This is a genomic window from Bacillus tuaregi, assembly GCF_900104575.1.
Lineage (GTDB): Bacteria > Bacillota > Bacilli > Bacillales > Cytobacillaceae > Bacillus_BD > Bacillus_BD tuaregi.
This window is the reverse complement of sequence record NZ_LT629731.1, coordinates 2666983-2680139: the sequence shown is the minus strand read 5'-3', so window position 1 is coordinate 2680139 and position 13157 is coordinate 2666983. Positions and strand designations below refer to the sequence as shown.

Annotated in this window: 9 protein-coding genes; 8 read left to right on the top strand and 1 reads right to left on the bottom strand. The window is 38.5% G+C overall.

Translation table 11 applies throughout. The annotated features are described in order from the left end of the window. Positions 1-428 precede the first annotated feature (428 nt). From BQ5321_RS15125 to mutL, 7 genes are all read left to right on the top strand, one after another. Positions 429-2198, top strand: a complete 1770-nt coding sequence (locus BQ5321_RS15125; RefSeq protein ID WP_071395266.1) for a 2-oxoacid:acceptor oxidoreductase subunit alpha — start codon at positions 429-431, stop codon at positions 2196-2198. Beyond that, a complete protein-coding gene (locus BQ5321_RS15120; protein ID WP_071395265.1) occupies positions 2185-3051 on the top strand; it encodes a 2-oxoacid:ferredoxin oxidoreductase subunit beta in 867 nt (288 codons plus the stop codon). Before BQ5321_RS15125 ends, BQ5321_RS15120 begins: the two co-directional genes overlap by 14 nt. Positions 3052-3272: 221 nt before the next feature. Next, on the top strand, positions 3273-4790 hold the full coding sequence (gene miaB / locus BQ5321_RS15115; RefSeq protein WP_071395264.1) for a tRNA (N6-isopentenyl adenosine(37)-C2)-methylthiotransferase MiaB: 1518 nt from the start codon (positions 3273-3275) through the stop codon (positions 4788-4790). Between the two features lie 24 nt (positions 4791-4814). Then, the gene (locus BQ5321_RS15110) at positions 4815-5243 is read left to right on the top strand and encodes a YlbF/YmcA family competence regulator (protein WP_071395263.1); all 429 of its coding nucleotides are present in this window, start codon (positions 4815-4817) and stop codon (positions 5241-5243) included. A 213-nt stretch (positions 5244-5456) separates the two neighbouring features. Beyond that, on the top strand, positions 5457-5999 hold the full coding sequence (locus BQ5321_RS15105; RefSeq protein WP_071395262.1) for an outer spore coat protein CotE: 543 nt from the start codon (positions 5457-5459) through the stop codon (positions 5997-5999). 156 nt (positions 6000-6155) lie between these two features. Beyond that, positions 6156-8828, top strand: a complete 2673-nt coding sequence (mutS, locus tag BQ5321_RS15100) for a DNA mismatch repair protein MutS (protein WP_187143791.1) — start codon at positions 6156-6158, stop codon at positions 8826-8828. 16 nt (positions 8829-8844) lie between these two features. Further along, positions 8845-10800: a DNA mismatch repair endonuclease MutL gene (gene mutL / locus BQ5321_RS15095; RefSeq protein ID WP_071395260.1), complete on the top strand. Its 1956-nt coding sequence runs from the start codon at positions 8845-8847 to the stop codon at positions 10798-10800. A gap of 66 nt (positions 10801-10866) precedes the next feature. Here mutL and mreBH read toward each other — a convergent pair whose 3' ends face one another. After that, entirely contained in the window at positions 10867-11874 is a 1008-nt protein-coding gene (gene mreBH / locus BQ5321_RS15090) for a rod-share determining protein MreBH (protein WP_071395259.1), read from the bottom strand. 318 nt (positions 11875-12192) lie between these two features. Here mreBH and miaA point away from each other — a divergent pair, with 318 nt between their 5' ends. Beyond that, positions 12193-13155 (top strand): tRNA (adenosine(37)-N6)-dimethylallyltransferase MiaA, encoded by a 963-nt coding sequence (gene miaA / locus BQ5321_RS15085; RefSeq protein WP_071395258.1) that lies wholly within the window; start codon positions 12193-12195, stop codon positions 13153-13155. Positions 13156-13157: the final 2 nt, after the last annotated feature.

Genomic DNA, 13157 nt, shown 5'->3' with positions numbered 1-13157 from the left:
TACGTTTCATAAGTGCAAAAATTCGCAAATATTGTAATAAACGATTATTATATAAATATAAAGAATTTGACAATGCTTATTTCGACATCAATCAACAAAGAAGGTGAGTGAATCAGAAGATAAAATATTCTCTAGGATAATAGGAATGAGTTTGTATGATTTTATGCATAAGATTAATAAGGTAATATAATAATTTTTAATTAATTAAAAAATATTCATATTTTCGTCAAAATTTCGTCGGAAAAGGTTGCTTTTTTTATGTTATAGGTCTAGAATTGAAATCGTTTAGTACAATCGATTTTCCAAATATAATGAAAATTCCTAGTAAATAATTTAGTTAGGCATTTTCTTAGAAGATTTAGTCGATTGGTGCTATACTTTTATGTACATAGTGACATAATTTTTTACGTATCCAAAGGGGTGGAATTATGGTTAATCAGCTTTCATGGAAGGTTGGCGGGCAACAAGGTGAAGGAATCGAGAGTACTGGAGAAATATTCTCTATCGCATTAAACCGATTAGGTTATTATTTATATGGTTATCGCCACTTTTCATCGCGGATTAAAGGTGGACACACAAATAATAAAATTCGTGTAAGTACGACAGAAGTTCGCACTATTTCTGATGATCTTGATATTTTAGTAGCATTTGATCAGGAGACAATCGATGTAAACTATAAGGAATTGCATGATAAAGGGATTATTATTGCAGATTCTAAAATAAATCCAAAGAAACCGGATGATACGGAAGCATCATTGTATGCGGTTCCATTTACAGAAATTGCTACTGATTTAGGTACATCATTAATGAAAAACATGGTGGCAGTTGGTGCAACATGTGCAATTCTAAATCTAAATATTAATGTATTCGAAGATGTAGTTCAAGAGATTTTTGGTAAAAAAGGACAGCAAGTGGTTGCGAAAAATATGGAAGCAATCAAAGCTGGATATGATTACTTAAAAAATCAATTAACAGATGGATCAGAAGTAATGGAACTTGCAGAAGCTGATGGTCAAAATAGACTGTTTATGATTGGAAATGATGCTATTGCTTTAGGTGCACTAGCAGGCGGTTGCCGATTCATGGCTGCCTATCCAATTACACCAGCTTCAGAGATCATGGAATACTTGATTAAAGAATTACCTCCACTTGGCGGAGCTGTTATTCAGACAGAGGATGAAATTGCAGCGGTTACCATGGCTATCGGCGGAAACTACGGTGGTGTTCGTACTTTGACTGCTTCTTCTGGCCCAGGACTTTCTCTTAAAATGGAAGCGATTGGTCTATCTGGAATTACAGAAACTCCACTTGTCATTGTGGATACTCAACGCGGTGGTCCATCAACTGGTATGCCGACAAAACAAGAGCAATCCGATTTAATGGCCATGATTTATGGAACACATGGTGAAATTCCAAAAATCGTTATGGCTCCAAGTACAGTGCAAGAAGCGTTCTATGATACAGCAGAAGCTTTTAATCTAGCTGAAGAATATCAGTGTCCTGTCATTGTGTTATCGGATTTACAATTATCATTAGGTAAACAAACGGTAGAGCCGCTTGACTTTAACAAGGTAGAGATTCGACGTGGTAAATTAATTACTGATGGAATCCCTGAACAGGAAAACAAAGGATACTTTAAGCGTTATGAAGTAACAGAAGATGGAGTTTCTCCACGTGTAATCCCAGGGGTTAAAAATGGTATTCACCATGTTACTGGAGTAGAGCATGATGAAACGGGTAAACCATCTGAAGCTGCACTGAACCGTAACATGCAAATGGATAAGCGCTTTAGAAAAGTAGAAAATATTAAGTTTAACACACCTGTATATAAAAATTGCCCGCATGACGATGCTGATCTATTATTAATTGGATTTAACTCAACACGCGGTGCGATTGAAGAAGCTGTAACACGTCTTGAAAACGATGGCATTAAGGTGAATCATGCACATATTCGCTTAATTCACCCATTCCCAACAGATGAAGTGTTACCTTTAATCAAAAATGCTAAAAAAGTAGCTGTTATTGAAAACAATGCAACTGGACAATTGGCCAATATCATTAAAATGAATGTTGGCTACGCTGAGAAAATTAAAAAGGTATTAAAGTACGACGGAAATCCATATAAACCATATGAAGTTTATACTAAATGCAAAAATATACACGAAGAGCAAGGAGTTGTTCTAAATGGCAACATTTAAAGATTTTCGAAATAATGTGAAACCAAACTGGTGTCCAGGCTGCGGAGACTTCTCCGTTCAGGCTGCGATTCAGAGAGCTGCAGCAAATGTTGGTTTAGAACCGGAAAACTTAGCCGTAATCTCCGGAATTGGCTGTTCAGGACGTATTTCTGGGTATATTAATTCATATGGTGTACACAGTATTCATGGTCGTTCATTACCAATTGCACAAGGTGTAAAAATGGCAAACCGTGATTTAACAGTTATTGCTTCCGGTGGTGACGGAGATGGTTTTGCCATTGGTATGGGTCATACCATTCATGCAATCAGAAGAAATATTGACATTACCTATATCGTAATGGATAACCAAATCTATGGGTTAACAAAAGGACAAACTTCTCCTCGCTCACAGGCGGGATTCAAAACAAAATCGACTCCAAAAGGCTCAATCGAACAAGCGATTGCACCGATGGAAATGGCTTTAACAGCAGGAGCAACCTTTGTTGCACAAAGCTTCTCAACTGATCTTAAGGACTTAACTGCCCTTATTGAAGCGGGTATCAAACATAAAGGATTTTCTTTAATCAACGTCTTCAGTCCATGTGTCACTTATAATAAAGTAAACACATATGATTGGTTTAAAGAAAACCTATCAAAATTAAGTGATATTGATGGCTATGACCCATCTAATCGTGAAGCGGCAATGCAAACATTGATGGAGCATAACGGACTTGTAACAGGATTAATTTACCAAAATACAGAGCGTAAGTCCTATCAAGAACTATTACATGGCTATTCTGAAGACCCATTAACAAAAATGGATCTAAACTTAGACCAAGCACATTTTGATAAACTAGTAGCGGAGTTTAAATAATAAAAAAGGTTTAATGAAAGACAAAATAAGCAAGTGATTATTTACATAAATCACTTGCTTATTTTGTCATACATAGATATTTTTATCAGAACGATGGGATAACCGTGCTTTTTTTTCTGGAAATTATGCTGTCTATTGTTTTCATTCATGTAAGGCATTATACTATTATAATGTGCATTACTCTATCTTTTTATGCAAAGATAGCGAAAGGAGATATATAGATGAATGAAAAGCAACGCTTAGAAGGACAACAAGTAACGGCAAATCCTTCGGACAAAAAATCCGCAAAGGATTACAGCAAATATTTTGAAACAGTCATCACTGCGCCATCATTAAAGGATGCAAAAAAACGTGGTAAAGAGGATGTTCAATACCATAAGGATTTCGAAATTCCAGAAAAATATAAAGGAATGGGTCAAGGGCGTAAATTCTATATTCGTACTTATGGCTGCCAAATGAATGAGCACGATACTGAGGTTATGGCAGGAATATTCCTTGCTCTAGGCTATGAGCCTACTGATACAGTTGAAGACGCAAATGTTATTCTCTTAAATACCTGTGCGATTCGAGAAAATGCTGAAAATAAAGTGTTTGGTGAAATTGGCCATTTGAAGCACTTGAAATTAGAAAAGCCTGATTTATTGCTTGGAGTTTGCGGCTGTATGTCACAGGAAGAGTCGGTTGTTAATAAAATTCTCAAAACCTATCAGCATGTTGATATGATTTTTGGAACACATAATATACATCGTCTTCCACATATTTTAGAGGAAGCATACATGTCAAAAGAAATGATTGTTGAAGTGTGGTCTAAGGAAGGGGATGTGATTGAAAACCTTCCAAAGGTGAGACGAGGAAATATTAAAGCATGGGTCAATATTATGTATGGCTGTGATAAATTTTGTACTTATTGTATTGTACCTTATACAAGAGGTAAAGAACGAAGTCGTCGACCAGAAGATGTTATTCAAGAGGTACGCCACCTTGCTGCCCAAGGATATCAGGAAATTACGCTGCTTGGACAAAACGTTAATGCTTACGGAAAAGATTTTTCCGACATTGAATATGGCCTTGGCGATTTAATGGATGAAATGAGAAAAATTGATATTCCTAGAATTCGATTTACCACAAGCCATCCTCGTGATTTTGACGATCATTTGATTGAGGTGCTGGCGCAGGGTGGAAATCTAGTTGAGCACATCCATCTACCAGTACAGTCTGGGTCAACTGATGTACTAAAAATCATGGCACGTAAATATACTAGAGAGCAGTATTTGGAATTAGTAGGTAAGATTAAAGCAGCCATTCCCAATGTAGCTCTAACGACGGATATCATTGTCGGTTATCCAAATGAAACAGAGGAACAATTTGAGGAAACACTTTCACTTTATCGTGAGGTGGGGTATGAGGCTGCCTATACGTTTATTTATTCTCCACGTGAAGGGACACCTGCAGCAAAAATGCAGGATAATGTACCAATGGAAGTTAAAAAGAATCGCCTTCAGCGCTTAAATACCCTTGTGAATGAAATGTCAGCACAGAGCTTGAAGAAATACGAGGGTCAAGTTGTCGAGGTGCTTGTTGAAGGGGAAAGTAAAAATAATTCAGATGTATTGGCTGGTTATACACGAAGAAATAAGCTTGTTAACTTTACAGGACCGAAATCAGCCATTGGAAATCTAGTAAAGGTTAAAATCACGGAAACCAAAACGTGGTCTTTAAATGGAGAAATGGTGGAATAACTAGAACCGATCGGGGTGGAAATAATGGGGAAATATACGAAGGATGAAATCATTGCAAAAGCAAGAGATATAGCTAAAATGATTGCGGAAACAGATGAAGTGGATTATTTCAAACGTGCTGAAGCACAGATTCATGAAAATGAAAAAGTGCGTAGTAATATTTCATCCATTAAGGCGTTACAGAAGCAAGCTGTCAATTTTCAGCATTACGGGAAAGTTGAGGCATTACGAAAAACGGAAGAAAAAATTGCAAGGCTTGAGCAGGAATTAGATGAGATACCAGTTGTGTATGAATTTAAACAGTCTCAAGCAGATGTAAATGATTTATTACAGCTAGTTGCCACTACTATTTCTAATGCTGTTACCGATGAGATTATTAAAGCAACGGGTGGAAATTTACTTAGTGGAGAAACAGGCGCCGAAATCCAAAATAAAAACTGCTCTCACCATTAGAATACACACAACTTGTAAAGTCCGGATAACATTCCGGACTTTTTCATTTTTTGACAAAAAGCGAGATATTAACAGGATTGGAACCTTCTCAAACGGTAAGCATACAATGCAACATGCCTATATTTTTTCTGATATTCATCAAAAAATAATCGCACACCAGCCTAATATCAAGCATAGGATGAATTGAAAATAAATGAGGAGGTTTCGCTCGCAATGGGAGATTACAGAGAGATAATCACAAAAGCGGTCGTGGCAAAAGGACGTAAAAGTACGCAGTCCAACCATACGATCTGCCCTTCACACCAGCCGTCAAGCATTCTTGGCTGTTGGATTATAAACCATACGTACGAGGCGAAAAAGGTAGGAAAAACGGTTGAAATTAAGGGCTATTATGATATTAACGTTTGGTACTCTTTTAATAGAAATACAAAAACAGAAGTAGTGACTGAACGTGTCGAATATTGTGATATCATTAAGTTAAAATATCGTGATCCTGATTGCCTGGACGATCAAGATGTTATTGCCAAGGTGATGCAGCAGCCAAACTGTGTTGAATGTGTGATTTCTCCAAAGGGAGATAAAATCATTGTTCATGTTGAAAGAGAGTTTATGGTTGAAGTGATTGGGGAAACAAAGGTTTGTGTAGCTGTTTATCCAGATAAATTCGACGATGATGATGATTGGTGCTTAGACGTGGATGATGAGGATTTTGAGGAGTTAGATCCTGACTTTCTACACGGAAAAAAGGATAAATAAATGTGAACTAGGAAGGCTTTGCTTCCTAGTTTTTCTTTGTTGAAGTCTAGAACTGTGAACAATTACTTTAGAAAAACCTCCCATACGAGAATGATTTCTTGTATGTTATAATGGAGTAATGAAAAATGAAAAAAATGATTAGTTTTGGAGGATATGATGGTCGTTTATACGCCGATGATACAGCAATATATACAGGTAAAGGCAGACTATCAAGATGCCTTTTTATTTTTTCGACTTGGAGATTTTTATGAAATGTTTTTTGAGGATGCGGTTAAGGCATCTCAGGAATTAGAGATTACGTTAACCAGCCGTGAAGGTGGTGGGGAAGCGCGAATCCCGATGTGCGGTGTTCCTTATCACTCTGCTGCTTCTTATATTGAACAGCTAGTAGAGCGCGGCTATAAAGTGGCGATATGTGAACAAACGGAAGATCCAAAGCAGGCAAAGGGAGTTGTCCGCCGCGAGGTTGTACAGCTTATTACACCTGGAACAATGATGGAAGGCAAGGGCTTGCATGAAAAGGAAAACAACTATATTGCCGCCATCACTACTTTTGATGATGGTACCTTTGGCTTTGCCTACAATGATTTATCGACGGGTGAAAATAAAGTAACGATATTGAATGGGCAAGTAGAGGAAGTAATCAATGAACTAGCATTATTAGGAGCGAAGGAGCTGGTTGTATCTGCAAGCTTCAATGAAGCATGGCAGCGGAAAATTCGTGAACGTATGACTGTCACGATTTCATATGAAGAGGATGAATTGATTCACGAATCCTATCAATCACTTTTTTGTGATATAAACGAGGACAAGCCTCGAACAGCGATGGCAAGATTATTGAATTATCTGCATCGAACACAAAAAAGGAGTCTTGGCCATCTACAGCCCGTTTCTAATTATCAAATCTATCAACATATGAAGATAGATTATTATTCAAAGCGGAATCTTGAGCTTACTGAAACGATTCGTTCGAAAGGGAAAAAAGGTTCTCTTCTCTGGCTGCTTGATGAAACGAAAACAGCTATGGGAGGGCGGCTATTAAAGCAATGGATCGATCGTCCCCTGCTTGATAAAACGGCAATTGAAACCCGCCTTATAATGGTCGAAACTTTTATGAATGCTTATTTTGAACGCCAAGAATTAAGAGATAAATTGAAAGAAGTCTATGATCTTGAGCGATTGGCAGGCAGAGTAGCTTTCGGGAATGTGAGTGCCCGCGACCTTGTCCAGTTAAGAAGGTCCTTGCAGCAAATTCCGATTATTCACAGCCTGGTTGAGCAGCTTGGTAATACCGTGAGCCAACAATTAGCTGATCGGTTAGACCCTTGCGAAGAGATAACTGATTTGCTGGAGAAGGCGATTATTGAAAACCCGCCTTTGTCCGTTAAAGAAGGAAATATGATTCAGGATGGATATCATGAGGAGCTTGACACATATCGTGATGCAATGCGAAACGGGAAGACATGGATCGCTCAGCTTGAACGTGAAGAAAGAGAGAAAACAGGCATAAAATCATTGAAGGTTGGTTACAACCGGGTGTTTGGCTATTATATTGAAGTCACGAAAGCGAACCTGCATTTGCTCGAAGAAGGCAGATATGAGCGTAAGCAGACATTAACAAACGCAGAACGTTTTATCACTCCTGAATTAAAAGAGAAAGAAGCATTAATTTTACAAGCCGAAGAAAAGAGTATGGAATTAGAATATCAACTATTTTCAGAGATTCGTGAGCATGTGAAGGAATATATTCCTCGGCTGCAGGCATTAGCGAAAATAGTCAGTGAATTAGATGTACTGCAATGCTTTGCTACGATTAGCGAGGAACGCCATTATGTGAAGCCTGTATTCTCAGATGAGCGCCGTATTATGCTGAAAGAAGGTCGTCACCCGGTAGTGGAAAAGGTGATGAATGGTGACCGTTATGTGCCGAACGACTGCCTCATGCATAATGAGCAGGAAGTACTTTTGATTACAGGACCCAATATGTCTGGTAAAAGCACGTATATGCGGCAAATTGCCTTAACGGCTATTCTCGCACAAATCGGTTGTTACGTTCCGGCAGAGGAAGCGATTCTTCCCATTTTTGACCAAGTATTTACAAGAATTGGGGCAGCAGACGATTTGATTTCTGGACAAAGTACATTTATGGTCGAAATGCTTGAAGCCAAAAATGCGATAGCCAATGCGACAAAGAACAGTCTTATCTTATTTGATGAAATTGGTCGCGGTACTTCCACCTATGATGGGATGGCCTTAGCACAAGCAATTATTGAATATATTCATGATCATATTGGAGCGAAAACACTATTCTCAACACATTATCATGAATTAACCGTGCTTGAGGATGAACTTGAACGATTAACCAATATTCATGTTAGTGCAATAGAACAAAATGGCAAAGTCGTATTCCTTCATAAAATCAAAGAAGGTCCTGCGGATAAGAGCTATGGGATCCATGTGGCTCAGCTTGCTCAATTACCTTCATCGCTGATAACGAGGGCGAATGAAATTTTGGCAGCTTTAGAGCAGCAGGATATTAAGTTGCAAAGAAAAGAGTCAGATGGACTAGAACTTAGGGAGGCTTTAGTTGAAAAGCCTTCTACTGTAAGGGAAGCTACGGAGAAAAGGATCGCATCAGCTTCAACGACAGCAGGTCAAGAAGCAGCTCAGCTTTCCTTGTTTGATGACCCTGTTCCGCCGAAAAAGAACCAATGGAGTACTAAAGAAAAACGGGTGTTAGATCAGATTAAAGAGTTAGATATTTTAGATATGACACCAATGCAAGCTATGAATATACTTTATGACCTTCATAAAAGAATGCGAAGCTAACCGAGGTGAATGAATTTTGGGGAAAATAATCCAGCTTGATGATGCACTTTCAAATAAAATTGCAGCCGGTGAAGTGGTTGAACGTCCAGCTTCAGTTGTAAAGGAATTGGTTGAGAATGCGATTGATGCTGGTGCCTCCATCATTAATATTGAAATTGAAGAAGCGGGCCTAGCCAAGATTCGAATAAGTGATAACGGAGACGGTATCGAAGAGAAGGATGTACCGATGGCATTTAAACGGCATGCTACAAGTAAAATAAAGGATGAGCATGATTTGTTTCGGATACGTACCCTTGGATTCCGTGGCGAGGCTCTTCCCAGTATCGCCTCCGTTTCTAAATTTGAACTCATCACATCCACTGGCTTAGACGGGACTCGAATTGCTCTTGAAGGCGGAAAAATCGTCACACTGGAAAAGGCAGCTTCTCGAAAAGGTACCGATATTATCATTACCGATTTATTCTATAATACCCCTGCACGGTTGAAATATATGAAAACCGTGCATACAGAGCTTGGTAATATCACCGATGTATCGAACCGCCTTGCACTTGCCCATCCAGAGGTGTCCATTCGATTATCTCACAATGATCGAAAGCTATTGCACACAGCAGGGAATGGTGATGTAAGACAGGTGTTAGCTGCTATCTATGGAATAAATATCGCTAAAAAAATGATACCGATTCATGTCACATCGCTCGATTATACAATCGATGGATATTTGGCTCTACCTGAGATTACTAGAGCCTCTAGGAACTATATTTCAACGATGATAAATGGTCGATTTATTAAAAATTATCCACTTGTGAAGGCGATTCAGGAAGGGTATCATACACTGCTCCCGATTGGCAGATTTCCAATCGTATTATTAAATATTATGATGGACCCGATTTTAGTTGATGTGAATGTTCATCCATCTAAGCTAGAGGTCCGCATAAGCAAGGAACAGGAGTTAAACCAACTTGTTTCCCAAAGCATCAAAGAAGCCTTTCAAAAGAAAGAGCTTATTCCCTCTGGTCTTACTAAAAATAAGCCTGTTAAGGAAGCATCTGAACAAACCGCGTTGCAATTAGATCATCTTCCAGCACGTTCTTCCAGTAGCACTGAGGAGACAAAAATGATGCCACGAGCTGGTGAGGATGTTCAAGAAGTAATAATGCAGGGCTGGGCAGTGCAGGAACAAATAGAGGAGAAGGCAGAAGACGTTGGATTTTCTGTAAGAGAAGCGGAGCGATTCATGGATATCAGAGACCAAAATGAGTCATCTGCACTTAAACAGAATCCAGATGATTTAGAATGGTCAAACGGTCTATCACATATAGAAGCAGAAGTGGAAAATCAGATTGTGGATTTTGCGGAACCTGATTTGATGACGGAAGAAAAAAGTGAAGTAAGAGTGCCTCCACTTTATCCAATAGGGCAAATGCACGGGACTTATATATTTGCTCAAAATGACCGTGGTCTTTATATTATTGACCAGCATGCTGCCCAAGAACGGATTAAATATGAATTTTACAAAGAAAAAGTAGGGATGGTGGCTTCTGAATTACAAGAACTCCTCGTTCCTCTTACATTTGAATATTCAACGGATGAAGTTCTGAAAATTGAAGAATACAAAGCTGAACTTGAAAAAGTAGGGGTGTTCCTTGAACCTTTTGGCTATAACAGCTACATTATTAAGGCGCATCCGCAATGGTTTCCAAAGGGAGAGGAAAAGGAAATTATCGAGGATATGATTGAGCAGCTACTTGCGATGAAGAAAGTGGATATTAAAAAGCTACGTGAGGAAGCGGCGATTATGATGAGCTGTAAAGGCTCGATAAAAGCGAACCGTCATTTGCGAGATGACGAAATTCAAGCATTACTCGATGAATTGAGACAAACGACGGATCCATTTACCTGCCCCCATGGTCGGCCGATTATTATTCATACATCCGTCTATGAGCTAGAAAAGATGTTTAAACGAGTAATGTAGCTAATTTGAAAAAATAATTAAAAAAAGGGTCCATTTATGGTGTTGTTTCACCATAAATGGACCTTTTTAATTGGCTGCATAAAGCAGCTTATTTAGATATTGCAGTGACTTGCCAGCTCCAATCGCTACACATTCAAGCGGGTTGTCTGCTAATGCAATGGGCACAGCGATTTCCTGTGTCAGCCAAGCTTCCATTCCTTTCAGCAAGGCTCCGCCCCCAGTCAGGATGACACCCCGGTCAACAATATCACCACTTAATTCTGCAGGACTGTCCTCTAAAGTGGCTCGAATGGCCTCTAAAATTTGCAGTAATGATTCTTTCATAGCATCTCGAATCTCAAAGGAGGATAACGTGATTGTTTTGGGCAATCCATTCACAAGGTCTCGTCCACGCACCTCCATTGTTAATTCCTCATGGTCTACTAAAGCATAACCAATTTCTATTTTTATTTTTTCTGCAGTTCTTTCTCCAATTAGAACATTAAATTTTTTTCTAACAAATTGAATAATATCATCATCTAAACGGTCACCGCCGATTTTTACGGTATGGCAGGCTACCACACCACCAAAGGAAATGATAGCCACTTCCGTAGAACCTCCACCAAAATCAATCACAACATTGGCAACCGGTTCATCTACAGGCATACCAGCTCCGATGGCAGCAGCAACGGGCTCTTCAATAATAAAAACCTTTTTTGCTCCTGCATGACGAACAGCATCCTGAATAGCTCTTCGGTCAACACTTGTAGACCCTGATGGTGTACAAACAACAACATTTGGTTTTCTTAATGAAAATCCCAGTGCTTTTGAAGCCTTTCCAATAATATGACGAAGCATCTCTGTTGTGATATCATAATCAGCAATCACACCCTCCTTCAATGGGCGGACAGCAATAATGTTTTCTGGTGTTTTCCCAATCATTTCTTTTGCTTCATGACCAACAGCAATTACCTTTTTCGTTCCTGTATCCATCGCAACCACACTTGGTTCATTAATTGCGATACCTTTATTTTTACTATAGACAAGCGTATTCGCTGTACCTAAATCTATTCCTATTTCAGCATTCGAAAACATGTATTCTCACCTAATTCCAATAGTATTCCCACTCTTATTAAACCTTAGCACGAAAAACGAAGTTTTGTAGCGATGTTATCTAAATGTAAATGAGCTGTAATCAATCGAATACGCAGCTGTTACATGCGGTAAAATTTATTAATAAATCATCTTCAATAAAAAGATGCTGTAATCCTTGAAATGAAAATGAATAGTTCTCTATAAAATGGTCATAATGAATAGATGTTTGACTGATTTACGAACTAAATATGGTATGATAGAGAAGGTATCCATTAATAAATGGCAATACCGTATTCTTATTTAAAGGTAGTGTAAAGAGTGACTACGAAAAGTAAGCTCGTTGTTTTAATCGGACCAACGGCTGTTGGAAAAACAGATACTAGCATTAAACTGGCAAAGGCTTTTAACGGCGAAATCATTAGTGGAGACTCCATGCAGGTGTATAAATATATGGATATTGGTACCGCCAAAATAAAGCCCGCTGAAATGGACGGAATTCCCCACTATTTAATTGACATTAAACACCCGACGGAAGCTTTTTCAGCAGCAGAGTTTCAAGAGCTAGTAAGAAAGAAAATTTCAGATATTACAAAGAGGGGAAAATTGCCCATTATTGTTGGTGGAACCGGTCTCTATATTCAATCTGTTTTATATGATTACCAATTTTCTGAAGCTCCTACAAATGATGAATTCCGCAAACAGTTAGAAGAGGTAGCTGATAAAGAAGGAAACCTTCTTTTGCATAATCAGCTAAGTCAGATTGACTCCAATAGTGCTGCAAAGATTCATCCTAATAATATTCGTCGCGTAATCAGGGCATTAGAAATCTATCATTGTACAGGAAAGACGATGAGTGAATGGCAAGATACGCAAGAACAAGAACCATTATATGACACGGCTGTTATTGGTTTAACCATGGAGCGTGAATTACTGTATGAACGGATTAATAAGCGTGTTGACCTGATGATGGAAGAGGGATTATTAAAGGAAGTAGAGAAGCTGTACCAACAGGGAGTCAGAAATTGCCAATCGGTTCAAGCAATTGGCTATAAAGAGCTTTATGAATATTTTGACGGTAAAATAGCTCTTAGTGAAGCTGTCGAGAACCTAAAGCAAAATTCACGCCGCTACGCGAAAAGGCAGTTGACCTGGTTTCGTAATAAAATGGATGTCCAATGGTTTGATATGACGACGGCAGTCGTACCTAATGAACGTGAAAAAAAAATAACTGAAATTTTCTCTTATATTGAAGGAAAGCTAAAAATTAAATCGAATACATAATA